This window comes from Streptomyces sp. NPDC046197 (assembly GCF_040646295.1).
In the GTDB taxonomy this organism is placed as follows: Bacteria; Actinomycetota; Actinomycetes; order Streptomycetales; family Streptomycetaceae; genus Streptomyces.
In genome coordinates, this window is sequence record NZ_JBEYZY010000002.1 from 40,509 (window position 1) to 65,126 (window position 24,618).

Annotated in this window: 18 protein-coding genes and 1 pseudogene; 6 read left to right on the forward strand and 13 right to left on the reverse strand. The window is 67.5% G+C overall.

What is annotated here, in order from left to right; genetic code table 11:
• Positions 1 to 15 precede the first annotated feature (15 nt).
• Positions 16 to 288 (reverse strand): SHOCT domain-containing protein, encoded by a 273-nt coding sequence (locus tag AB0A61_RS02885; protein WP_361285120.1) that lies wholly within the window; start codon positions 286 to 288, stop codon positions 16 to 18.
• Positions 289 to 375: 87 nt separating this feature from the next.
• On the opposite strand from AB0A61_RS02885, the pseudogene AB0A61_RS02890 reads away from it, so the two are divergent.
• The 4 genes and pseudogenes from AB0A61_RS02890 to AB0A61_RS02905 all read left to right on the forward strand — a co-directional run.
• Positions 376 to 744 (forward strand): annotated as a pseudogene (locus AB0A61_RS02890) (FAD-dependent monooxygenase); the annotation flags it as partial.
• 680 nt (positions 745 to 1,424) lie between these two features.
• A complete protein-coding gene (locus tag AB0A61_RS02895) occupies positions 1,425 to 2,189 on the forward strand; it encodes a nuclease-related domain-containing protein (protein WP_361285123.1) in 765 nt (254 codons plus the stop codon).
• 337 nt (positions 2,190 to 2,526) lie between these two features.
• Positions 2,527 to 6,906 (forward strand): AAA domain-containing protein, encoded by a 4,380-nt coding sequence (locus AB0A61_RS02900; protein ID WP_361285126.1) that lies wholly within the window; start codon positions 2,527 to 2,529, stop codon positions 6,904 to 6,906.
• A gap of 1 nt (position 6,907) precedes the next feature.
• The gene (locus AB0A61_RS02905; RefSeq protein WP_361285129.1) at positions 6,908 to 7,870 is read left to right on the forward strand and encodes a hypothetical protein; all 963 of its coding nucleotides are present in this window, start codon (positions 6,908 to 6,910) and stop codon (positions 7,868 to 7,870) included.
• Positions 7,871 to 7,971: 101 nt separating this feature from the next.
• Here AB0A61_RS02905 and AB0A61_RS02910 read toward each other — a convergent pair whose 3' ends face one another.
• The 9 genes from AB0A61_RS02910 to AB0A61_RS02950 form a co-directional block, all read right to left on the reverse strand.
• On the reverse strand, positions 7,972 to 9,324 hold the full coding sequence (locus AB0A61_RS02910) for a hypothetical protein (protein ID WP_361285132.1): 1,353 nt from the start codon (positions 9,322 to 9,324) through the stop codon (positions 7,972 to 7,974).
• A gap of 175 nt (positions 9,325 to 9,499) precedes the next feature.
• Positions 9,500 to 12,385, reverse strand: a complete 2,886-nt coding sequence (locus tag AB0A61_RS02915) for a TrlF family AAA-like ATPase (RefSeq protein WP_361285135.1) — start codon at positions 12,383 to 12,385, stop codon at positions 9,500 to 9,502.
• A 121-nt stretch (positions 12,386 to 12,506) separates the two neighbouring features.
• Positions 12,507 to 13,559 (reverse strand): serine hydrolase domain-containing protein, encoded by a 1,053-nt coding sequence (locus AB0A61_RS02920; RefSeq protein ID WP_361285138.1) that lies wholly within the window; start codon positions 13,557 to 13,559, stop codon positions 12,507 to 12,509.
• An 88-nt stretch (positions 13,560 to 13,647) separates the two neighbouring features.
• Complete coding sequence (locus AB0A61_RS02925; protein ID WP_361285141.1) at positions 13,648 to 14,745, reverse strand: glycosyltransferase family 4 protein; 1,098 nt, start codon at positions 14,743 to 14,745, stop codon at positions 13,648 to 13,650.
• Positions 14,742 to 15,278, reverse strand: coding sequence for a deoxycytidine triphosphate deaminase (locus AB0A61_RS02930; protein ID WP_120051345.1), 537 nt, complete (start codon positions 15,276 to 15,278; stop codon positions 14,742 to 14,744). Before AB0A61_RS02930 ends, AB0A61_RS02925 begins: the two co-directional genes overlap by 4 nt.
• Positions 15,275 to 15,814, reverse strand: a complete 540-nt coding sequence (gene dcd / locus AB0A61_RS02935) for a dCTP deaminase (protein WP_120051344.1) — start codon at positions 15,812 to 15,814, stop codon at positions 15,275 to 15,277. The genes AB0A61_RS02930 and dcd overlap by 4 nt, the downstream gene beginning before the upstream one ends.
• Positions 15,811 to 17,040 (reverse strand): metallophosphoesterase, encoded by a 1,230-nt coding sequence (locus AB0A61_RS02940; protein ID WP_361285144.1) that lies wholly within the window; start codon positions 17,038 to 17,040, stop codon positions 15,811 to 15,813. Before AB0A61_RS02940 ends, dcd begins: the two co-directional genes overlap by 4 nt.
• Positions 17,037 to 18,320: a UDP-N-acetylglucosamine 1-carboxyvinyltransferase gene (locus AB0A61_RS02945; RefSeq protein WP_361286208.1), complete on the reverse strand. Its 1,284-nt coding sequence runs from the start codon at positions 18,318 to 18,320 to the stop codon at positions 17,037 to 17,039. Before AB0A61_RS02945 ends, AB0A61_RS02940 begins: the two co-directional genes overlap by 4 nt.
• Positions 18,321 to 18,355: 35 nt before the next feature.
• The gene (locus AB0A61_RS02950; RefSeq protein ID WP_120051342.1) at positions 18,356 to 18,793 is read right to left on the reverse strand and encodes an ATP-binding protein; all 438 of its coding nucleotides are present in this window, start codon (positions 18,791 to 18,793) and stop codon (positions 18,356 to 18,358) included.
• Positions 18,794 to 18,968: 175 nt separating this feature from the next.
• On the opposite strand from AB0A61_RS02950, the gene AB0A61_RS02955 reads away from it, so the two are divergent.
• Both AB0A61_RS02955 and AB0A61_RS02960 read left to right on the forward strand, forming a co-directional pair.
• On the forward strand, positions 18,969 to 20,243 hold the full coding sequence (locus AB0A61_RS02955; RefSeq protein WP_361285147.1) for a helix-turn-helix transcriptional regulator: 1,275 nt from the start codon (positions 18,969 to 18,971) through the stop codon (positions 20,241 to 20,243).
• Complete coding sequence (locus AB0A61_RS02960; protein ID WP_361285150.1) at positions 20,240 to 20,794, forward strand: flavoprotein; 555 nt, start codon at positions 20,240 to 20,242, stop codon at positions 20,792 to 20,794. Before AB0A61_RS02955 ends, AB0A61_RS02960 begins: the two co-directional genes overlap by 4 nt.
• Here the strand turns inward: AB0A61_RS02960 and AB0A61_RS02965 are convergent, their stop codons facing one another.
• From AB0A61_RS02965 to AB0A61_RS02975, 3 genes are all read right to left on the reverse strand, one after another.
• Positions 20,795 to 22,471, reverse strand: a complete 1,677-nt coding sequence (locus AB0A61_RS02965) for a mobilization protein (protein WP_361285153.1) — start codon at positions 22,469 to 22,471, stop codon at positions 20,795 to 20,797.
• Between the two features lie 4 nt (positions 22,472 to 22,475).
• Positions 22,476 to 22,877, reverse strand: a complete 402-nt coding sequence (locus AB0A61_RS02970) for a MobC family plasmid mobilization relaxosome protein (protein ID WP_174856918.1) — start codon at positions 22,875 to 22,877, stop codon at positions 22,476 to 22,478.
• A 388-nt stretch (positions 22,878 to 23,265) separates the two neighbouring features.
• Positions 23,266 to 24,591, reverse strand: a complete 1,326-nt coding sequence (locus AB0A61_RS02975) for a DUF3631 domain-containing protein (protein WP_361285156.1) — start codon at positions 24,589 to 24,591, stop codon at positions 23,266 to 23,268.
• Positions 24,592 to 24,618 lie beyond the last annotated feature (27 nt).

Sequence of the window (24,618 nt, forward strand, 5' to 3'; positions counted from 1 at the left end):
GCGGCCGTGCGGCGGTCATCTGGGCCTTGGCCGGTGGGCGGCGAGGCGTTCGCGGGCCTCGGCGTAGGTGTCCGCGTTGATTTCACCGGAGGCGAAGCGGCGGTCGAGGATCTCCTCGGGTGTCTCTCGTGGTGACTGCCGGGGGCCTTGCCCGCTGCCGCGATCCATGGGGTGCTGCGTGAGACGGACCACGACCCACACGAAGAGGCCGAGCAGCACGATCCACACCAGGGGCATGAAGACCATCCAGACCGAGCCACCGCCATTCCAGTACCACACTGTGCTCACCTCCCTGGGAGGCTTCCTCTTCGTACTGTCCCTCCGGACCTGTGGGCGGTGCCAGGGCTCTTCGGCCCCTGTGCCGAGCCGGTCGGTACCGCGGCCGTGCGCGCACATCTGCTGAAGATGTTCGACGGCTGGGACGAGAACCTGCTCTACCTCCTGCGGCACCACGACGGCGGGTTCGTCAACCGGCCCGTGTTCGTGCTGCCCGCCCCGCACACCTGGGAACACGTCCCGGGCATCACCCTGCTGGGCGACGCCGCGCACCTGATGCCCCCCGTCGGGCTCGGTGCCAACCTCGCCATGCTCGACGGCACCGACCTCGCCCACGCCCTCATCACCGAATCCAGCATCGACGACGCCGTCCGCGCCTACGAGAACCTCATGCTGCCGCGCTCGGCCCAGGCCGCCCAGGACTGCGCCGAGGCACTCGACAACCTCATTCCCCCGACGGCCTCCTGAGCAAGCGCCACCACCACACCAGCCATGAGCCCAACACCGCCCGGAACCGGTGCGGGACACCGACTCCGGAAACCGGTCCGTCCCCGACCTGGCCGTCACCACTGAGAATTGAAGGATCCCGGCCGAGGACGAGTGCTTTCAGTCCCAGCGTTTTGCGCTGCCGCCCAGCGAGACTGGCACCCGCAATGCGATCGATGACGCCGTCACCGAGGATCCCGGGCTGGAAGCCGAGGGCACATCACCAGTGCCTCTCCCAAACTCCCGAACCACCGAACTCCAGCTCAGGGCCACACAAGGCAATAAGGCTGATGCCCCGCCTCATGCAGCCGGTGTGAGAAGTCCTGCCACTCGTGCAGCGATTGGGGGCAGGAGGGGGCTGACCTGGGGTTTCGCGGGGGGATGTGCGTTGACCTGGGAAAACTCCTCTCGGTAGTTCTCACGGGGCAACGCCGTTTCCCGGGCTCATGTGCCCTGGATGTGCCCTCGCCGTGTCTGCAGAACCAGCTGGGGAGCGCCCGATCTCGACCACCAGCCTGCTCGGCGCAGACATGAGGCTGTCTTGCTCGCTGTTTCTGATCCTGGTCACATGGTCATTGGCCTTTGACGGGATGTGAAACGGGGGGCGCGTGAGCGGCTTACAGGTCTCCGCATGGAAGCGTTACGGACATGACCGTCTCTACGTGAATCAGTCGGACGGCAAGAAGGTCGCATGGTTCGACCGCCGCACGGGGTATCTGGAGCTCCTTGTTGAGGAACAGCGGGACGCGGTACTTGATGTCCTTGCGCCCTATCTCACTGCTTCATCTTCGCCCGTAGCGCACAAGGCACTGCATTCTGAGGACGATCTTGCCGGGAACCGTCCGGGAGACGCGCTGCAGATGAAGGTGGACGAGCTGACGCCCGGCTTCTGGCAGTGGGCGTTGGCCAGGCTGTCCGGTCGGCGTCTGGAGGCGGACAATTGGCGCGCAGGACTGGCCGGCGAGCGCCGGGTGGGAGCGGAGCTGGAGAGGCTGGCGCGGCGAGGCTGGCGAGTTCTGCACTCCATACCCCTGCCCGGTGAAGTTGACATCGACCACGTCCTGATTGGTCCGGGCGGCGCCTTCTGCTTCAACACGAAGCGCCACCGCGGAGCGCGCGTTTGGGTGGGTGATGACTCTGTTCGCATAGGCGGCCAGTCGTACCCCTACGTGCGAAAGAGCCGAGCAGAGGCGCGGCGGGCCTCAGCTGCGCTGACGAGTGCATGCGGCTTTCCCGTCGAGGTTCAGCCGGTGCTCGCCTTCGTTGCGGTGGCAGAGCTGCAGGTCGTGCCGTCACTCCGGGACGTGCGAGTCCTTCAGGAGCACGACATCTCGGCGTTCAAGCACCTCAAGTCTGGCTTGCGACCGGACAAGGTCGAGTTGGTGTACACGGCGGCACGTGATCGCCGCACGTGGGTTCGCTCCTAACGGTTGGCTGGGTTACAGCCAACTTTCGCGAAATGTGGCTTGTTCACGTCATTACTCGCCGGTCTCTGTTGATGGCGGCCCTTCTCTCCCACATCCTGGAAGGCTTTCCATCGAGCCATGACCTGGGGGATAAGTGTCTCTTCACTCTGCACTCCGTGCGAACAATCCGGAGGCGGTCCACCGTACGCGCCAACTAATCGAATATATCCGCGAATTCGTTCGCGGGTCGTACAAGCCGGTGCGGGACTGGCAGAAATATCCGGAGGTCCTCTGGCTCTCCGGCCTGCCGGACGACAGGCTCCGGCGGAACCCGGACGGCGACCGGACGCTTCTCAAGGTGGCACACCGCCCGCCTCGCCCGGCTCCTGTCATACCCGAGGTGCTGGCGGGCTGGATCGACCCTGAGGCCGCCGCCACCGCGACGCCCGAAGCGCCGCCGCTGGCCGAGTCGGGGCCGGGTCAGGGCTGGCAGGAGGATGAGAACGGAAACCTGTTCGAGGTTTCCGAAATCCGCCGGGAGGAAGCGCACGACGTGCTGCGCGCCTACACGCGATGGCTCGACGCGTGGCGCAAGTGGTCGGAGAAAGAGCGCGTCGACCGGCCTTACCGGGAGCTCTATCAGCAGCTGTACCGAATGGCGACCAGGATTCAGCAGGACGGCGAGGAATATGAGGCGGTACTAGGCACCGGATTGCTGACCGTCGGAGCCGCACGTCCGTCGGCGCGCATCGCCCGGCACATTCTGACGGCGCCGCTGATACTCACCGTGAATTCCACGAACATGTCCATCACCGTGGCCCTCGCACCCGGCGACCCGGCGCGACTGGAGGACAGAGAGTTCCTCGACGCGGACGAGGGCTACAGCACCCGTCTGCTGGGCCCGCTGCGGGAACGTGTCGATGCGGAAGGATTCCATCCGCTGTCCCCGGACTCCCAGGACATGCTCGGTGACTGGTCGGAGAGGGCGTTCGGCACCGATCGCGCGGTGGCGTTCCACCGCGGCTGGGGCCGCCCGCCCGCCGACCTGGCGCTGCCGGTGCCCACGCTCGGATTCGCGCCGGCGATCATTCTCCGTCAGCGAGGCCAGGGCGCCCTCGTGAACTTCTATGACGGCATCGCGAACCGCCTCGCCCAGCCCGGTGCAATCGCGCCACTGGGCCTGGCTCAGTTGCTGTACCGGCTCGAAGCGGAAGACCGCAGGGTGTGGGGTACGGCGGCGGGGGGCCGTGACGTGCCGCCCGCCCTCGGCCCCGACCCGCTGTTTCCGCTGCTGTCGAACGAAGCCCAGCGGGAGGTACTGAGGCGCCTACAGACCGATACCGGCGTTGTCGTTCAGGGACCGCCTGGCACGGGAAAGACGCACACCATCGCCAACCTCGTGTGTGCCTTGCTGGCGGACGGCAAGCGAGTGCTCGTGACGAGTGAGAAGGGCCAGGCGCTGAAGGTCCTGCGGCAGCAACTGCCTCCTGAGCTGCGCAGCCTGTGCGTCCTCCAGGGCGACCGACGCCAGGACGGCAGCGACGACCTGGAACAGTCCGTGCGCGCGCTCTCCCAGCTCAGTGCCACCCAGTCGACGGAGCGGCTCAACGTAAGGATCAAGGGCTATGAGGCGCTGCGCTCTGAACTGTCGGACACCCGCGCGCGGCTCCGTGACGATCTGCGCGCCATACGTGAGGCGGAGTGGTACGAACACCTCGACGTGGCACCCGGATACAAGGGGCGGCTCGTGGAGATCGTGGAGACCGTCGCAGCCGGTGCATCGAAGTACGACTGGATGCCCGACCTGCCCGCCTCGGCACCGCGACAACCTTCGCTGAGCCAGGACGAGGCCCAGCGCCTGCTGGGTCTGGTATCCCGGCACGGGGCCGGAGTGCTGGACGAGCATGCCGCCCGCTGCCCGGACCCCGCAGACTTCGTCCCACCCGTGCTGTTCGAAGAGGCGGTCAATGCCCTAGACGCCGCTGTACGTGCCTGTGCTGCGCCGGCGTCTGACACACTCGCCCTCGAACTCGCAGATTGCGGAAATGAGTTGATCGCGACACTGGTCGGTCTGCTGGACGCGGCGGAACACGCGCTGCAGAGCGAGGGACTGCCGGGCGATCCTGCTGCCTGGCCGCCCGAGGAGTGGACCACGCGTGCCTTGCAGGACGGAATGGCGGGCCGACGGCAGCAGCTGTGGGAGGGAGTGCGGCAGGCGTCCGCCCGTGCCGAAGACGTTCAGAGCGTCCTTCAGCACACGCCCTTCGCCGTGCTCGACGTACCCGACGTGGCGCTTGCTGAGGAATCACGTCTCATCGCCGCCGGGAAGGACCTCGAACAGTACTTGCGTGCAGGTGGCAAGCTGCGCAAGTTCGCCCCGAGGTCGGTCCAGAAGGAGGCCCAAGTCCTTCTGCGAGACTGCCGGGTGGATGGGCGGCTGCCCAGCACACCGGACGAGATCTCCGCCTTGGTGGCTCATCTGGCGGCACGCCAGTGCGTTCGGCAGCTGAACGAGCGCTGGAAGAGCGTCGACGCGCCCGAGGCCGAGGGCTCCACACAGGTGGCTCTGTCGGAGCTGCTGGACCGGGTGCCGACGCTCCGCGCGGTGGACGGATTCACCCACTCCGTACGTACGCTGCACGATGTCCTGCTCAAGGCCCGGATCAAGGCCACGGTGCGGACGGCACAGCAGTGGGATGACGTCCGTACGTCGGCGAACGCCGCGGAACGGCTGCTCCGTGCCCGTGAAGCGGAGGAGAGGCTGCGATCCATCTCCGAGCAGCTGCCGCGACCCGATGCCCGCGGAGTGACCGAACTGGCAGAGGTCCACCGGGCTGTCACCGCCCGTAATCCGCGGGCGTACACGTCCGCGATCGACTCGCTGACCGAGGCGTTCCACCGTGAGGCCGATCGTCGGGAGGCCCGCAAACTCCTGGATCGACTGTCCGAGGACCACCCCGAACTGGCGCGGCGCTTCGCCGAGTCCCCAACCGAGGCGGCCTGGGAGGCCCGCCTCGCGAACCTGGACGGAGCCTGGGCATGGCGGCGAGCACGCACCTTCCAGGACACGATGCTGACGCCTGGGAGGGAAGCTCGACTGGAAGGTGAACTGGGCGCGGTCGAGACACAGTTGAGGAACACGGTGACTCAACTGGCCGCTAGCAGAGCGCTGTATCACTGCCTGGACCGGATGACGGTCGGCCAGAAACAGGCACTGAGCGCCTATGCGTCGGCCATGGCGAACGCAGGCAAGGGAATGACGAAACTCGGCAAGCGGCATCTGAAGAACGCCCGTTCCGCGATGCGTGAGGCGCGTGCCGCGGTTCCGGCCTGGGTCATGCCGATCAAGCAGGTCGCCGAAATGATTGATCCCGAGCCGGATGCCTTCGACGTCGTCATCGTGGACGAGGCGAGCCAGGTCGGTCTGGACGGGCTGATGCTGCTGTGGCTCGCTCCGAGAGTCATCGTCGTGGGTGACGACAAGCAGTGTGTCCCGTTCTACACGGGTGGTAAGCACGAGCGGTTCGACGAACTCCTCGACTCACTCCTGCCCCATCTCATCGACTGGCAGCGGGACGGGCTCAGTCCAAAGTCCAACCTGTATGCCCTGTTGTCCGCCCGTTTTCCCGAGACGATCCGGCTTACCGAGCACTTCCGGTGCATGCCGGAGATCATCAAATGGTCCTCCACCCAGTTCTATCCCGACAACGAACTCGTGCCGTTGCGACAGTACGGAGCGGATCGGCTGCGGCCCCTCGAAGTCGTCCATGTCCATGAGGGCCACTGCGAGGGACGGGGAGACACCCTGGTCAACAGGCCCGAGGCAGAACGCATCGTCGCCACGTTGCAGAAACTCGCGGAGGACGACGCGTACGCGAAACGGAGTTTCGGAGTCATCGTGCTTCGTTCCGGACACCAGACAAGGCTGTTGGAAAATCTCATCGATACGCGGATCGACCCCGCGATCCGCGAGCGACACAACATACGTGTCGGCACGGCCGAACAGTTCCAGGGGGACGAACGGGACGTCATCCTGCTCTCGCTGGTCATCGACGCCGGCCACACCCGGGCCCTGACCGGCCAGGGGGACGGAAGGCGGTTCAACGTGGCCGCCAGCCGGGCGCGCGACCAGATGTGGCTGTTCACCTCCGTCACACCGGACCAGCTGCGCAGCAGGGACCTGCGCCACTCCCTGCTCACCTATATGCAGGCGCCGCCGGAACTCCAGGGCGCCTCTCCCAGCCTGTCCGCCGTCTCGCCCGACGAGCCGTGCAAGCCGTTCGAGTCCCTCTTCGAGCAGCAGGTCTTCCGAAGGATCAAGGAACGCGGCTACCACGTCGTTCCGCAGTGGAAGGTCAGCGGCAAACGCATCGACCTCGTCGTCGTCGGAGAGGCGGGCCGTCTCGCCGTGGAGTGCGACGGCAGCCCATATCACTCCAATCTTGACGACATCCGTGAGGACTACGAGCGGGAGCGCGAACTGCGCCGAGCGGGCTGGCAGTTCTGGCGCGTGCGCAGCAGCGAGTTCGCCTTGTCCCCGGAGGATTCGCTGGCCCCGTTGTGGCAGCGGCTGGACGCTCTGGGCATCAGCCCCGGAGTCACCGAGGAGGCGCATGGTGACGCGGGGAGCACATGGACTCCGGTCGACATCGACGACGCCGATGACACCGACCTCACCGCCGACGAACTCGACGCAATGCTCGATGAGGATGCGTCCGTCTCTCCCGAAGGAGCCTGACATGAGCGAAGTCTTCGACGACAGCACGCTGACGGAGATCGCCCACCTGATCTGCGGGGACGAGCCGCCGCTGCTCTACCGCAAGGGGTACGAGATCGCCGCGTTCTTCCAACGGGCGGGTTGGGACAACGTTCCGGAGTACGACGGCAGCACACCCAGGCACAAGTGGGCCCGGGAACTCCTCAAGGAACGGCAGGAGGAAGGCACGGATGACGCCGAGCGCGCAATACTGCGCCTGGCGAACCGCCTTGAGTACTACAACCAGCAGCACGAGTACCGCGCCACACTAAAGCAGCTCAACGAGATACTCGTGCTCGGCGGACGCCGCATCGGCGAGGACGGAGGCCAACTGGCCCTCGTCCGCTGTGAGGCCGGATTCGAGGACGAAGTACGGCAGCTGCCGCGTGTCGAGCTGAAGGTCTCTGTGACGGAGGTGGTGAGCGACCCGGAACTCGCCGCCACCGTGCAACTCCGGCTGGACGAGGCACGCACCTGCTACGAGCACGGCGCCTACACGTCGGCGGTCATCATGCTGGGCAGCCTCCTAGAGGGTGTGCTCGCGCATGCTGCGCAGGTCCGTGCCGCAGGCGTACCCATGCCGAAGCCGTTGCGGAACATGGGGCTGAATGACTTCTTGAACTTCGCGTACGAGAACAAATGGATCGAGTACGACGCCAAGCTGACCTCGGAGCTTATCCGGCAGTACAGGAATCTCGTCCATCCCCTGGCAGAGAAACAGAAGGGACACAGCCCGAACCGCGACACCCTCGACATGTGCTGGCCGGTGGTGAATGCCACGCTGAACGATCTCGCGGCGACGGCGGCAGCGCCTCCTGTACCGCCCACTCCGCGTGCGCCCACAGAACGAGGTCGTGGTCGTAATCCCAATGCCTCCGCACAACGCCCAACGCCGGCCTCTGTTGCTCGCCGCCGTCCGGGCGGTGGAACAACGGCGGGTACATGAACCGGGGTGCACTCGATCCAACGTGGGCGGAGAAAGCGCAGAGTTTCTGATGGCGTCTCCTCCGCCTGCGCAGAACATAGAACACTGAGACTGAAGGGGGGTTACGTCGAGGCGTCCTCAGTGCTCGTGCTCTTCCTTAAACGCAGTAGGCACATGGCCAGGACTGTTCCGTCTTCTTGGATCGAGACAGGGCCTCCCCAGTTCGGATCCCACGTCTGTCCTGGCCAGGTGCCGCGTCTTGCGTAAATTTCACTGCGGTACTCCTCGGCCTTCCCAGCTGAGAGGAGGGCGAAGAGATCGGCTGCGACGCCGGAGAACGCCTCTACACGCTTGTTGTTCAGCCGGAAGACGTGATCCGTGCCGACGAAGGGGATGCCGAGAAGCCTGTACGTCGCGTCTTGGACGCTTCCTGATGCCGCATGCGCGACACCGGCGTCGTAGCGTCGACTCCCCTGGTCGGTGGTGAGGTAGCGAGCGGTTGTGGCGCCATCGCCTGCGAAGGCAGTTGTTCCGGCTGTCGCTGTTCGTGCCACGACGTGCTGGAACCATGCTGAGTCCTCGGACTGGACATGGAAACCGGGCTCGGACTGGGGAACCCGGTCACCGCGCGTGGGAGGCTGGATGCCCGGCACGATGTTCCCTTTTTCGGCGGGACTGTTCACGCTTCGCAGCGGATGCTCGGGCGAGCCGTATAACCAGCCGTCCTCTCCTCGTGCGTGCAGGACATGGACTGTAACGGGTCCCTCCGAAGGGAACTCCGTACTGAAGACAAGGCATGGTGTTTCGTTCCACGCGCCGATGTGCATGGCCTCGACATGGGCTGAGCATGCGGCGAGTTGGGAATAGGAGGGTTTGGGGCCTCCATGGTTCCCCGTGGTCGCAATCGGGAAGACACGTGACGGCTCGCCCGGCTTCCAGACTTCGGCGAAAAAGTCGGGCCGGTAGGCGTAACCGACCGATCCCTTGGACCATCCAGCCCGTATGACTACATCGGCGCTGACGAAGGATACGAAGCGGTCTGGATATCGACGTAGGAGGGCCTGCCGTGCCAGGGCAAGGGCGAAACCCTGCCCCAACTCCCGCGACTGCAGACGCTTGTAGTCCCGGGCTATCCCTTTGGCTTCGGCGGACAACTGTATGTAGCTGTCCGCTACCGCATCGAGCGCCTGGCTGTACTTGAGGCTTCCCCAATGCTCGGCGAGACCACGCCCAGCGCCTTGTCGAGAGAGGGAAAGAGCCTGCGCGAGGTCGTGCAGTACATGCCACGGAGCCAGCTCTACCGACTGTCCGAGTTCCGCCCTCGGGAGAGCCTCCAGGCCGCTCTTCCGTCGGAGCGAAGTACCTTTCTCCGCACGCTTCTTGTCATCCTTGGCCACGGCCACCTCGACGCTGCCGACCAGCGCCGAATCCGACTGAACGGCTACGTTCGACGGACGCGCGAGGTCCCGTAACACGCCTTTCGTCACCCTTGGTTTCGCCTTCAACCTGCACGCCCCCAGTATCCATGCGATCTGTACACGTCAAGACGGAAGCTATGTGCCCCGTACGGGGCGCACGCAAGTGCGCACGTCTACGTGATGGGGGCACGCGGAACTCGGTGCCGTGAACATCGCACTGCCAGCCGAACTGTCAGCCGTGTAGAGCGGCTCGGTAGGTGCTGAGTTCGTTGTTGTAGCGGCGCTCCCGAGACATGAACGCTGCGGTTCCACCCTCCAGGATGTCCTGGATGTCATGACGGACCTTCGTCACTTCGATGGGGCCCACGTGCTCCTGATCGTGGTACCCCTCAGCACCTGCCACCGCAGCGCTGGTCTTGATTCGGATCCGAGAGCCGTCGTTCTCGAGGACGATCACCCGCTCCGCGTCAGCATTCACAGGAATGTTGGCATTGTGCGTGATCACGATGACCTGCCGGTGCCACCGGCTCTTCCTGATCTCCGGCACAATGAGCTGAGAGATCCACGCAGTATCCAGGTCGTCCTCGGGCTGGTCCAGCACGAGCGGTTCCGTCCCATGGTGTAGGACGAAGCTGAGCATTGCCGCGCTGCGCTGGCCTGGCGAACCGGTGGTGACCGACTGCCAGTCGGCGTCGTTCTCGGCCTTGCCGCCGTCCCGCAGGAAGAACATCACCACGGCGTCGTCCGGGAAATTCATTGCGAGACGGATGCGTTGTGTCGACTCCAGCTTCGCCAGCTTGCTCCACCAGGTGGCTTTACCGCCGGCCTCTTGACGTAGTTGCGTGAAGTCGCACGTCAGCAGGGAGCGGCGCCAGAGTTCCTGACGGCGCTGTCCGTCATTGAGTGGCGCGCTCCAAAGCCACTCAGCTAGGGCGGGGATGTCGTCGACGAACCCGCCGGATCGGACTCCGAGTTGACCACGCACGTCCTGTACCCAGCTGGTGCAGTTACCGTGCGGGACCACCTCGAAACGCAGTGATCCGCTGCGCTTGGCTACTTCTGCAAACAGCGTCTCGCGACGTCGACGCCGGCGTTCGTAGGTGCGCTTCAGGTCGGACCATGCCGCTTCCTCCGCGCTGCGTAGCCCAGGGGCAGCGGCTTCGTCATCCTCAAGCTCCCGCAGGACTCCCTGCACGGAGTTCAGTGCCTCGGTAAGCGCGAGGTAGGCCGTGGGCTCCACTCCGAGCAAGCTCAACCGTTGCTGGAACTCGATGATCTCCCTGTCCGCACGCTGCACCCGATCGGCCCAGACCCCCGTCTGCTGCCGCTGGCGGTTCTGCTCAAGTGCTTCCTTCGCCGCTATGACACTGGCTCGGACAGTCCGGTTGAGCTCGTCACGGATCTGGGCAAGTTCCGCATACAACTGCTGAGGCTCCTCGTCCAGCCCTGCTGGAGCCTTTGGCAGTGCTGCTTGCAGACGCTTGATCGTTGCCGCGCCAAGTTCGTCCACTGCGGCCTCGAACCGCGCGGCGTCGGCGCCGAGTCTGGCGTGGTCGCGTCTAATCCGCTCGCTCTCCAAACGGGAGCTCTGGCTCTCAGCATCCCCGAATGCTTCGATCTGATGGAGAAGTTCGCCGTGCCGGGCCATCTGCGAGGGGCGCTGAGCGAGCCGCGCTTCGACGCTGATCCGCTTGGCGACTCTCGTCAGGCACTGGGTCCGTGCTGCATCCAACTCGATCGCGAATCCGCCCGGAGCGGCTGCATCAGCCTCAAGGGCCGCGTCAACGAGGCTCAACAGGTGCTTGGATGCGGCAAAACGGTCCGAACGGTCATGTGCGGTCCGTTCGAACAGCTCCTTCTGGCTGAAGACACGCATCGGGAAGTGTGTTGGCAACTGCACGCCGTTGCGCTCTGTGCGTGAGCCCAGCGCGGAGCTCCACAGAGCAGTCTGCTGCTCCCGGGAGATGGCGAGTCTGTGCTGTGCGGTCAATCGTGCTTCGCTGAAGACGCCATCGACGAATGCGGTCGCTTCGTGCTCGATGGAGTCCGGCAGACTCTGGGTGCTGCCGTATAGTTGCCGCAATGCGGAGACCACGGTTGATTTGCCGGCGCCGCGGCCTCCGATAATCACGTTCAGCCGTGGGTCGAAGGAGACCCGTAGCGGCTCTGTGGAGTTGCCCAACGTGCCGCCGAGTTCGATATTCCTTACCCAGGCGTGGTCGACGACATTGGGGTCTGGGTTCGCGATCAGCCGTGGGTCCCAGCTCGGCATGATGCGGGCGTCGTGGTCAAGAAATGCCTGCCGCAGTGACTCCTTCGATGGCGTATCCATTCGGATCCATGTGTAACGCGACCCTAAACCCTCCAGGCTGTAGGCGTCTGACGTCGCGAGAAACGGCATGCGCGCAAGACATGGGAATTCGCCAAGAGCCCGGTTGAGGAACCGGGCCACGAAACTCTTCCCGGCGCGCCGTTCCTCTGTTACCTCTCCGGGGTCCACCGCGCTGAGCCGGTCGTGATGGAGCGCCTTCCAACGCAGATCCCCGCGCACGGTGTTCCCCGAGGCAAGACCATTGTCGGTGAGCACGTGCGGAGCAATCGCCAGCCACTGCTCAGGAAGATCATCCAAGATCTGATTGACCGTCCGGGGAGCTGGTGCGGGGTCATTTGTCCTCGGGTTCAACCTCGGGTGATCGTCGTCGAAGCCGCAAGTGCGAGCAAGCAGCACATTGATGTCCTGCTCCGTACGGTCCAGGTCGCCGATCAGTACCAGGTGAGCCCCGTCCGACCCAGAGGCCGTCGTCACCTCGACGCCGGGGAAGACGACGATGTCGTGCCTCCGTCCCGCGGCCTGCATGACAGGCAGCCACGCACCGGTGTTGTGGTCCGCCAGCGCGATCACCTCGATGCCGGATTCGCGGAGCCTCTCCATGTAAGCGTCCGCGAAGCGGGCCCTGTCCGCCTCCAGGGAGAAGTCGTATGAGCTACCTGGTGGCAGGTTGAACTTCCATGCTGGTGTGGCCACTTGGAGGTCACACTTGTACCAACGGGACGCCTTCATCACCGCTCTCGACGGGGCACATGGACATTCTGTGCGCCGGGTGGGACAGGAGCCCATTGTGAGGCAGCAGAGGCCGGAGCGCTGCTACTTTTGCGTGATCCTTCGGAGTTGCCTCGCGGACTCCGCCTTGGACTGAAGTGCGACGGTACGCCTGGTAGGTGCCCGAAACCTGCACTGTTCAGGCGAAGACTTGAGAACGGAACTCGTCGCGGACGCGGGTGAGCGGTTCCCGCTCGCGGCTGTAGTAGAGCTTGTTGGTGAGCAGAGTTGCCCAGCGGTCCTTCCTGGGGGCGAGCCACATGCCGGTGCCTGTGAAGCCGTAGTGCACCCAGACGTCGTCGGCTTCCGGCGTCGTGCCAGGTGCTGGGTGCCAGAACAGGCCCCGGGGCGGCGTCAGATCCCCGGTGTGGATCTGGAGAGATTCCTTGATCCAGTTAGTGCCGAATCCGGGTGATGCGCTCAGCTGGTTCGGATCGAGGACATAGCGCAGGAACGTGGCGACGTCGTCGAGGACGGAGAAAGCGCCCGCGATGCCGCACACGCCGCCGAGCAGGCGGGCGGAGAAGTCGTGGGCGATTCCCTTGAGATGGGTTCCCGTGCTGTCGTCGAGTTCGGTCGGTGCGCAGCGGGCCGCCGCTTCGGGACTCAACGGCCCGAAGCAGGTCTGTGTCATGCCCAGCGGTCCCCAGACGCGGTCGGCCGCGAGCGCATCGAGCCGCTGGCCGGAGAGGTGTTCGGCGAGGTAGCCGAGGATGAGGGCGGCGCGGTCGGTGTATTCCACGGCCTCACCGGGCGGCCGGTGCAGGGCTTCTCGCAGGACGCCGTCGCGGACGTCCTGCGGGTCCGTGCCGTACAGGTTCTTGAGGTTGGCCCGGAGCGGGACGCCGGCGGTGTGGGTGAGCAGGCGGCGTGCGGTTACCTGCGCCAGTGGGTGTTCGCTCACTTCGCACCACAAGTCGCCTAGTGGTGCGTCGAGTTGGAGTTTCCCGTCCTCGACGAGGCTGCCGATGGTCGACCACACCGCAAGGATCTTGGTGAGGCTGGCGACGTCGAAGACGGTGTCGCACTGCATCGGCTCGTCGGGCCGTTCGGGATCTAGGACGCCTGTGCTGCCGCTGGCCTGGGTTCCTCGGCTGTCACCGACGGCCCAGACGGCGCCGGGGTAGATCTTGTCGCGTGCACCGTCGTGGAGGAGTTGGTGGATGCGGTCGGTGTCGAGGTCGAGCGCCATGGTCTCCCGATCGATCGTGGGCCGTGAGATGTCCCGATGGTCAGCGTAGTGAGGGGGCTGGTACGAAACTGGTTGCGGCGCGGGCAGGTCAGATGAGCTGTTTGCCGAGGTCGGCCAGGGCAGCGGCGGTGGCTGTGAGGGGATAGCGAGTGGCGTTGGCGCGGCCAGCGACTTGGAGAGCCGGGAGCAGGCCGGGGGTGGAGCGGAGTCGTTTGAGGTCCTGGGCGAGGGCGGCCGGGTTGGTGAAGTCGGTGGCAAGACCCGTTGCGGCGAGGGTGTCGCTCAGCCCTGGAACGGGCTGGTAGACGACTGGTAGTCCGCAGGCTTGGGCTTCGAGAGCGACCAGGCCCATGGCTTCGAGGGTGGTCGAGGGCATGACGAGGGCGTCGTGGTCGGCGAAGGCTTTCCACAGCTGTGGACGGCTGAGCCAGCCGAGGTAGCGGGCGTGGACCTTGAGCAGGCGTAGGAGCGGGGTCAACCCATGGAACTGGTGACGCGGCGCCGCGATGCTCAGTTCGACGGCCTGGGCTACGGGCATCGCGCGCAGGAGCGCCTCGATGCCCTTCTCGGCGGTGAGGCGTCCTGCGTAGAGCAGACGGAGGTGTCCGGTCGGTCGGCGGGCAGGGCGCGGCGGTGGGGTGGTGAGCAGGTGATCGGGCACACCCCAGGGAATCTTCTCGATCTTCCTACGCTCCATTGTGGGCGCGAGCTGAAGGAGCCGATCCGCCATGGCGCCCGTCGGGACGACGATGGCGTCCGCGAGACGCGCGGTTTCCCGCAGGACACGCATCTGGTCGCGATGGGCCTCGGCGAACAGCAGGTCGGTGCCGTGGACGAGCGCGATCCGGGGGCGTGCGGGTAGGGCGCGGATCAGGGCGGGGGTACCGCCGAAGGCGAGATGCTGGAGGTGAAGGACATCGATGCTGGCCGGGTTGATGCCCTGCGTCAGGGCCCGACGCAACGCGTTGACGTACGCCGTGAAAGGCGGCCCAGCGAGGCATTTGCCGGGCACGGTCAGCAACTCCAGCCCCGAAGGTACGTGGGGTGGAGGCGCCTGCGGGGCGAGCATGAAGGCGCGGGCCGGCACCAGCGGGTCCTCGCCGGTGTAGAGGTCGAGAAAGAGCTCGACGCTGCCGCCGGCGCTGCCGAAGGGCAGGTCGAGGACGGTCGCTACCCGAGGACTCATGTGGCACCTCCGGCGAGCTCTTCATAGAGCCGCGAGATGTCGATGCCTGCGGTCGCCGCGTACTTGAGGCCGTGCTGTTGGTAGCTGGCGGGGGTTCCGAGGCAGCGGAGGAAGACGAGCTTGCCGAAGGTCATCCGGGGATAGACGCGGACGGGTCTGGCGGCGCGGATCTCCAGGGTCCAGTGGATGGCGTGGCCTTGGTGGCCGAGGGGCGCGGAGACGTGGACCCAGATGCCGAGCGCGCCGGTGGTGCGATTGCCGTTGAGGAACTGGGCGTACGCCTCCGATCCGGTCCTCTCGTGGGTGATGCCGAGGTAGAGCACGCCGGGGTGCAGGACATATCCGGAGTCCGGGATGGCGGTCTCGGCGTACGGCGTTGGAGAGGCCGCGTCCAGATCGGTGTCGCAGATGCGCAGGGTGTCGCCGAGGCGCCAGTCGTAGGCGTTGGGGGAGAGGCGGGCCGGATCGTACGGGTCGATCACGATCTCGCCTGCGGTTTGGGCGGCGGCGATCGCGGGTCCGGTGAGGATCACGAGGCCACCGCCCGGAGCTTGGTCACGTCGCGCCAGTAGGCGGAGGGCTGCGGGCCGGTCGCTGCCTGGTACTTGCCTTCGTATGGCGAGATGGGGCCGGCGGAGGCGAAGAACATGATCTGTCCGATCCGCATGCCCGCGTAGACGCGCAGGGGGCGGATCGGCGTGAGCATCAGGGTCCACTGGCCGTGGAAGCCGATGTCCCCGATCGGGGCGGTGATCTCGACGAACAGCCCGAGCCGGCCGACGGAGGACCGGCCGAACAGCAGCGGGACGAACACGTCGGAGCCGACCTCTTCGAGGGTGTGGCCCAGGTAGAGCTCGCCGGGTTGGAGCACGTATCCGTCCGGTCCGATCGCGAACTCGGTGGTCGGGTTTGGTTGGTGGGCGTCCAGGACGCCTTCGGCGTAGGCGAGCAGGGTGGGGCCGAGCCTGACGTTGTAGCTGTTGGGGTTGACCTGGTCGGGGGCGAAGGGCGTGATCCGTAGGCGGCCGTCCTGGGCGGCGGCGGTGATCTCGGGGCCGGTGAGGATCACCGTGTGCCTCCTTGAGCGGGCGTGGTGAGGACGTGTTTGAGGGCCTGGCTGAGGAGTAGTCCTGCGGCGTGGGAGCGGCCCGCGAGGTAGTTGTCCGCGAGGTAGTCGGTGGTCAGCACCGTGGTGACGCCGTCCGGCAAGGGGTCCGGAAACACGACGAGAGGACCGGCCTGTTCTGTGAGGAAGGCCAACAGGCCGGGCAGGTCCTGCCAGAAGTCCACTGGGACGCGGGCGTGGACGAGCTGGTTGTCGAAGGGCTCGATGGCCAGCAGATCGCCCAGCGTGAGGATGTCGCCGAGTGGGACGGTCCGCAGCGCGGTGTCGTTGAGGATGATCGCGTCGGCACCGAGCCCGCTCCTCAGGCGGGCGGCCAGGTCGACGAGCAGGCCGCGGCGATCGAGTGTCTGGTGTTGATACGTCCGGGCGATCGGCCCGATAGCCATCGCCAACTCCTTCCTGGCCCGGCCGATCTCCTCGATCGCCTCCGACAGCTCGGCGGCGAGAGCAGCTGGCGTCCGGTCCGGGAAGCTCGTGGAGCCGGCACCCCAGCCCGGCCCGACCGGTGTGGCGACCGCGTACCCGTCGGCGAGTTCCTGTCCTTTGACGATGAGCGTGTCGCCCACGCGCGCCGGGCCGTACTGCTCGGTGTGGCAGTGCCCGGCGAAGATCACATCAAGGAAGGGGCAATCAGCTGCCAGTTTGAGGTCTTCGTCGAATCCGGAGTGGCTGAGCAGGATCCAGCTATCCACCTCGTGGTGGTGGGCGAGCAACAGCTCGCGCAGCGCCTGGACTGGATTGATGACGCGGTGTTCGGCGCGCTCGCCGACGGGAATCGAGTGGAAAGCCTGCTGACCGATCACCGCCGCGATGCCCACGCGTCGGCCGTCGATCTCGACGATCCGCATGCGGCGGAAGAGCGCGTCGCCGGTGTCGGCGTGAACGGCGTTGGCGCAGACGGTGAGCCGGTGGAGATCCGGTTCGAAATGGTGCGGCCAGCCGTGGTTGCCGGGCGCCAGGATGTCGTACAGCTTGAGCAGGATCTTGCGCTCGATGGCGCCGTGGGCGAGGCGGTAGTAGCCGGAGCCTTCGAAGAAGTCGCCGCAGTCCACGATGAGCGAGGTCGGACGGAGAGCGTGGAGGTGGGCCAGGAACGGGGCGGCGTTGTCGAGGGCGGAGTGGACGTCGGTGGTGGCCACGATCTGTCGCAAGGCGCGGGCGGCGGTCATGGGGTGACCTCGCAGACGTCGGCGCCAAGAGCGCGAAGCTTGCCGGGCAGATCGGCGTGGCCGCGGCGGAGTTGGTCGAGGCCGCCGACGGTGGTGACGCCTCGCGCGGTGAGGCCGGCGACCATGAGGGCGGAGCCGGTGCGGATGTCGGTTGCCTCCACGCCCGCTCCGGTCAGTTGCTGAGGCCCGGTCAGGCGGCACTCAGTGGGGGCGATCTCCTCGATCTCGGCCCCCAGGCGGGCCAGTTGGGGCAGCAGGTTGCCGTGGCGGCCGGGATTGATCGCGTCGGCGAACAGATGCGTGCCGGGCAGGCCGAGGGCGAGTGCCATCAGGGGCGGTTCGAAGTCAGCGTCCAGTCCGCCGGGGCTGAGGGTGGCGATAGCTCGCAGGGGGCGGCTCGTCGGCCGTGTGTCCTGGGCGTGGACGCGGAGGGCGTTGTCCTCTGCGCTGGCCGGGATTCCGAGGCGGCGGAGGGCAGTTACGAGTGGGGTTACGTCCTTGCCGTGCACGCCGTTGACACGAGCGGTACCTCTGGTCGCGGCGATTGCGCAGGCCAGTGTGCCGGCCTCGATCTTGTCGCCGGGCACCTGCCAGACGACGGCGTCCTTCTGGCCGACAGAGGGCGGGGAGAGCGTGAGGAGGTGCGCGCTGATCTGGGTCTCCCAGCCCACCGAGCGGAGGGCGTCGAGCACGGACAGGACTTCTGGTGAGAGGTTGGGTTCGCCCAGCTGCAGGGGGCGACCGGTTGTCACGGCGCGCAGCACTGCGGCCACGGTCGCCCCACGGGAGCGGAACGGCAGCACCAGGGACACGGTGCCGGTGCGGGGTGTGACGGCCTCGATGCGGTAGCCGGAGTCGTCCTGTGCGCTCCGGTCGCCGAACGCCTCGTACACCTTGAAGTGCAGATCCATGCCGCGAGCGCCGATCCGGCAGCCACCCGGCCAGGGAAGTCGGGCCTCGCCGTGCCGGGCGAGCAGGGCGGGGACCAGGTAGTACGAGGCGCGGATGTGGGCGGCCTGCGGCAGCTCGGGATGCGTGTGTCGGCTCTCGGTCGGCATGAGTACTGCGGTTGTCTGCTCGCCGACGGGACGGGCAACGTGCCAGCCCGCCTGCTCCAACAGGGCCAGCAAGATCTTGACGTCCGTGTTCGCAGGGATGTTGCCCAGCCGCACAGGGCGGCCAAGAGCCCCTGCCGCGGCCAGCAGCGGCAGAGCGGCGTTCTTCGAGCCATCCACGGTGACGGTGCCGGTGAGTGGCGGGCCGGGGCGTACGGCGATCACCTCGGCGGCCCGAGTAGAGGTGCTGGTGGGCACGGTCAACTCCTTTGTAGGGGAAGGGAAACGGTCGTCTTCGTCGCCGGGCGGACGGGCAGGGCGATCTCGGCCCAGCACCGCTTGCCCGTCGGCGTCAGTTCGGCGGCGTACCGGTCGGCAAGAGCGGCGACGAGGAACAGGCCGCGACCGTTCTCGCCGTGCTCGTCCGGGAGGCCGGGCCGAGGCAGCACCGGACTGGAGTCGCGCACCTCAACGCGCAGGACGGCTGCGAGCAGCTGCACTTCCAGCGAGACCTGACCTCTGCCGGCGTACCGGACGGCGTTGGTGACCAGCTCGCTGATCACCAGCTCGGCCGTGTGCACCACCTCGTCGTCCAGATCCACCTCCCAGCCCTGTATCGCCTCCACGGCCTGGTGCCGGACGGAGGCGACCGCGGTGGGGGTAGCAGGTACGGACAGGGTGAGCTGGTGCGCTGCCATGAGCGGCCTCCCGACGTTGGTGCGGCCACTTCACGCAACCAGCTCGTAGCAGTGGGTGGTTAGTCCAGGTGCCGGCGGTGCATCGGTTATGCAGGAGCTGCATCACGGCGAAGTACGGCTGACCTACGCTCGGTTGAGCAGGCAGGATCGGCGACGGCAGAAGGGGCCGTGGCAGATGGCCGAAGCACACAGGGAAGCGAGACGGATCGGCGAAGTGATCCGTCAGGCACGAGTGTTACAGCGGCGCTCGCAGAAGGACGTCGCCGCCGCGCTCGGCTACCACCAGTCCAAGGTGAGTCGTCTGGAGGGCGGCCGTGGCACGGAGGACATCCGTGTCCTGCGTGCCGTCGCGCAGGAACTCAAGATCCCTGCCCAACAGTTGGGTCTTGCCACTGCTGTTCCCGACGCCTCCGCCACCGATCCCGAAGCAGACGACATGCACCGCCGTACCTTCCTCGCCGCGAGCATCGCCGCGCTCGCGCCCCCTGCCGCCTCGGCCGCCGCCCACGACGATCTCGTCCAGGCCCTCCTCCCGGGACTGAGCGCGGCAGGTACCGACGCCCCCTTGGACACGATCGCGCTCCGAGAGCGGGTCGGGACTGCCCGCAAGCTCTTCTACACCTGCGACTACGCAGAGCTGGAGCGCACCCTGCCCGGCCTGATCGCCGACCTCAGACTGGCATCCAGCAGCACGACGGACAGCGATGTGCTGTCCGCGCTGCTGGCCACGACGTACCAGACTTCCACCAGCCTGCTACTCAAGCAGCACGACCAGGGCAACGCCTGGCTCGCGGTCGGCCGTGCGATGGCCGAGGCCGAACGCTCAGGCGACCCCATAGTGTTGGCCTCCAGCGTCCGCGTACAGGCCCACGTCCTGGCCCGCGAGAAGCACACCGCCCAGGCCGTCACCCTCGTTCGCCACACGGCCGATCAGCTCACCGGCTCGTACGACCGCCGCTCTCCGAAGCATCTCGCAGCCGTTGGGCTGTTGCTGCTCCGCGGTGTGACCGCAGCCAGCGGCGGTGGCGATCGCGCGGCCACTGAGGAATTCCTCGCCGAGGCCAAAGAGGTGGCCCGGTACGTATCCCTCGACCAGCCCGATGCCTGGGCCAACTTCAGCCCGACCAACGTCGCCCTGCACGAGCTCAGCGCCCTGGTGGCCTTCGGCGACTCCGGCCTCGCACTCCAGGCCGCCCGCCCGCTCATGCGTCGGCACATCCCGGTCCCCGAGCGGCGGGCGGCCCTGTGGGTGGAGACAGCCCGCGCCTACAGCCAGCAGGGCCGCCTCTCCGACGGCTACCAAGCCCTGCGCATCGCCGAGACCTGCGCCGCCCAGGACGTCCGCCGACCCGCCGTCCGCGACCTGGTCGCCGACATGGCCGCCCGCGACCGCCGCCGTACTCTGCCGGAACTGCACCACTTCAGCCGCCAACTGGGAGTCCCTGCGTGAGTGAGCCGACCGACCCGGAGAAGAAGCCCTTCCTGTACGTCGTCGTCTGCGCCTGCGGCATCGCCGACGACGTCGGCAAACTGATCACCGCTGCGCAGGGGCAGCACTGGGACGTCGGCGTCGTCGCCACGCCGCAGGCACTGGGCTTTCTCGACACCGAGGCGATCGAGGCGCAGACCGGCTACCCCATCCGCTCCGCCTGGCGAACGCCCGGCGAGGCCCGCCCACTGCCGCCCGCCGATGCCATCGCGGTCGCGCCGGCCACCTTCAACACGGTCAACAAGTGGGCGGCAGGGATCTCCGACACCCTGGCACTGGGCATCCTGTGCGAGGCGTACGGCATGGGCATCCCGACCGCCGTCCTGCCGTATCTGAACTCGGCGCAGGCCGCCCACCCCGCCTATCGCCGCAGTCTGGACTGGCTGCGGGAGATGGGTGTGCTGATCGGTTCGTACGAGCCGCATCGTCCGAAGGCCGGGGGCGGGGCGGACCGCTTCCGCTGGGAGGAAGCGGTGGAATTGCTCACCCCCAAGCTGTCCGCCCAAGCCTGATCAGCGCTGTCGTGTCGAATGCGGCGGAGATTGGACGGGTGGGGTTGGGCGCTGCGTGCCGCTGAGCTTCGCTGCTTGGGCTTGGGGACTGGGTGCGTGGCGTTCGCCGAGGCGGCGGATGCGCCAGGTCAGGGCGCGGGCGGGACTGTGGGCGTCGTCCAGGGTGCGCTGGCCGAGGGCCTGGTCGAGGACGGTGGCTGCGTTGTGTCCTGCTGCTTCTGCCTCGGCGAGCACGGTGGCGAGTGCACCCCAGGCGGGATCGGCCAGGATGCGCTCGGCGTGTTGCGGTACTGCCTCCTGGAGGTGGTGGGCGTAGCGGCGCTTGGTCTGCAGGCTAGGGGAGCGGCGTGCGAGGTCCGTTAGGGCCGGGCCGGCGACCGGCGCGTACGCGACCTGCAGATGGACGAGGGCTTGTTCCGCTGCTGCCTCCTGTTGGGCGTGCTGGCGGGTGCGGTGCCAGTGGATCGCGTAGGCGACCGCGGTGAGCGCGACGTCCAGCAGCATCGCCAGCCCGGCACCGTCCCCGTGCTGTGTGGGGTCCTTCCAGATCGCCTGGACGCTGCGACGCAGAGCGCGGGTGCTGTCGAGGTCGGCGGCGATGCGGGAGCGGGTGGCGCGCTCGAAGACGGCCGCGGCCTGTTCGAGTTCGGCCTTCAGCGTCGACGGTGCGGTGACCGGCAGGAGGTCCAGTGCCGCCCCGAGCGCGACCAGCTGTCCCTGCCCCGTCGGGTCGTCGCCGTGGGTGAGGTGGTGGGGGATGCGTTCGGTGGCGTTGGTCGCCTGGTGCCACGGGTTGCCCGGCCGGACGGTGGCCCGTTCGGGGCTGGTGGTGGCGAGACGCCGGCGGATCTGGGGGAGGGAGAGGTCGGGGGCGAGGGTGGAGCCGGAGTAGAAGACCGGCTGGCCCTTGTCGTTGGTGTCGCCGGGCAGGGCGAAGTTGCAGCCGAGTGCGTCGCCGGACGGGCCGTGCTTGAGGCGCACGTTCACGCCGGTGGCCTCCAGCAGGGCGAAGAACTCGGCCTCGTCCGCTGCGGCGGCGACGGCTCGGCGGACCCGCAGGCGCAGGACGTCGCGGGAGGTGGCGTCCTGGCCCAGGCGCTTGGCCTTGAAGTGTTCCTTGCTGGTGGGGCGTTTGGCGGCGGTGCCGTCGCCCGGCTTCAACCGCCTCAGCCCGTAGTCGATTTCGATCTTTCGGGCTTCGCGTTGGACGGCGCGCTGGTCGTAATCGCGCTGGGGGCGCCTGCCGTCTTGCCGTACGAGGGTGGCGGCGATGTGGATGTGGTCGTAGGCGTGGCGGACGGCCACCCAGCGGCAGGCTTCGTCGTCGCCTGCGGGGGCGATGCCGGCGGCGGCCACGATCCGGCGGGCGATGTCGGCCCACTGGGCGTCGGTGAGGATCGGGTCTTCGGGTGCGGCACGGACGGGGCAGTGCCACACGGTGTACTTGGGTGCCTTGTCGCCGAGCATCTTCACGGGCTGGTCGAGCTGCGCGGCGAGCTGGGCCTCTACTTCCTTGGGGTCGCGGTGGGGGCTGCGGCCGGGGTCGGGGGCGAAGTTGTTCCAGGAGGCCACCAGGTGCGGGTCGATGTGCTCGTTGGCCCGGCCCTTGCCGAAGAGGTAGCCGATCGTGCGGCGCGTGGCCTCTGGCCCCTTGCCGAGGATGATCTTCGGGATCAAGGGCTCACCGCCCCTCGGTGATCTGGGCGACCGCGGTGTCCACCTCGGCGATGGACGCCTCGACACGCTCCAGGAGCCGTTGGACGGTGTCGGGGTGGGGCCAGGCGCCGTCCTTGTTGAGGTGCCAGGTGAGCTGGTTGAGGTTGTTGCCGATGCCGCCGAGCTGCCGGTTGGCGGCCATCAGCGTCTGCACCATGGCGCGGTAGTCGGCGACGGTGGCGGTGGGGTCGTCGGCGCGGGCGGCGGCGAGCGCGCACTCGGCGACGTAGCCGCCGGGCTGCATGCGGCTCAGGGCGGCGGCCTTCTGGACGAGGGCGAACTCGTCGTCGTTGTAACGGGGGTGGACGCGGTGCTCGCGCAGCTGTTTGTCACGCAGACGGCGACGCGGCGCAAACTGCTGTGGCACATTCGACGACGACTCGCTGCCCCCACTCCCGGTCGGCTCCCCCGGGCCGACCGACTCCGGTGCCCCTGCGCCGGATGCCTCCGCCCCCTCCAGGGCGGGAGCCGGGTAAGGACTCCTTACCCGACAACTTGCTGCGCGTGTGACGGGGGTGGTGGCCATCTGTTCCTGGGGCATGCGGTGTTCGGGGTGCAGGTCGCGCATCGGAGTACTCCGTTGTTACGGGGCGGCAGGTGTGTCACGTGCGTCGCATCCGTCCCATGCCTGGTCAGCACAGGTACGGACACTCGGGCAGGTACGGAGAAGTCCGTCCCGGCGAGGACATCCGTCCCCGCGCTGACCTGCGCGGGGACGGATGCGACGCATTGATACGGACCCTGAGGGAGGCGGGTCAGCGGGCGGGCGTGGGGCCGGTGGGGCCGTCGGGCGGGCCGACGGGCAGCTGGCCCGCCGGGGCGGCGGGCGGCTTGCCCTGGGCCCGGTGCGCAGGTGTGGCGTCGTGCGCGGGGGCGGGCGCCGTCTCGGTGAGGTCGGGGCAGTGCCGGGCCCAGCTGTCGAGGAACCGGTTCCGGGCGTACCCCTTGGCCTGCCTGCCCTTGTCGAAGCGGTAGTTGGCCGGGCTGATGCCGAAGTCCCTCAGCATGTTGCCCAGGTGGTGGGCGTTGAGTCCCTTGGTGCCGTGTTCCGCCCAGGGGGCGTCGGCGTCCTGGAGCAGGGTGGTGACCAGATCCAGGGAGGACATGGCTTCGGGGTTGCCGTGTGCCTGGAAGATGCGGTGGATGTCGCGCAGCAGCCTTGTCTTCAGGTTGGTCTGCTCGTCCTGGACGGCCTCGTAGCGGGTCATCGCGACACAGGCCGCACGGGCACGGGCGGGCCAGTGGCCGCAGGCCAGGTCGGCGATGATGACCAGCGGTTCCCAGGTGTCCGCCGCCCGGTCCTCCACCGGCATGGTCGGCACCATGCGGCCAGCCGTGCCGCGCAGCGGTCCCAGCCAGGCGGCCAGCTTGTCCCGCAGCGCGTTCAGTTCCGGTGTGGCGTAGCGCGAGCGGAACGGGGTCACCTTCTCGCCGGGCTTGCGCTTTTGCATGCGGAGCACGACCGCCCGGTCCGTGATCGTGTCGGGCAGGTCGCCGATCGAGGCCAGTGCGGCCATGGCGAAGGTCGGATACGGGGTCGGCTTGTGCTCCGGACCGGAGATGCGCCAGGCGGGCCGGTTGCGCTGGTGTCCGGCGTTCAGCAGGCCGCGCAGTTCCTCGTTCTCGCCCGCCTTGCTGAAGATGGTGTCGGCCTCGTCCACCAGGATCGTGCGCGGGTTCTTGCCGATGACACGGAAGAGCACGGCCGTGGACATGTTCACCGTCATGATCGGCTGGTGCACGGTCTCGTGGAGCACGTCCAGCACCCGGGACTTGCCGCAGCCCTTCGTCGGGCCGACGACCGCCAGGCGCGGTGCGTGCTGCAGAACGCTCTGGATGTGCGTGGCCGCCACCCACAGGGTGACCGCGGTCAGCGCCTCGTCACTGGGCAGCACGACGTACTTGCCGATCGCCGCCCGCAGCTCATCCAGCAGTTCCGCACCCTCACCGGAACCCTGTTCCGAGGGGGCTGCCGGTCCCCGAGGAGGTCGGGGACCGGCCTCCTGATCCGGTCCCCGTGCGTCGACGGGACCGGTCCCCTCCTGCTGGGCGGTTCCCGCCACGAGGGTGTCGGTCCCCACCGACTGGCGGGGACCGTGCTCACCGTC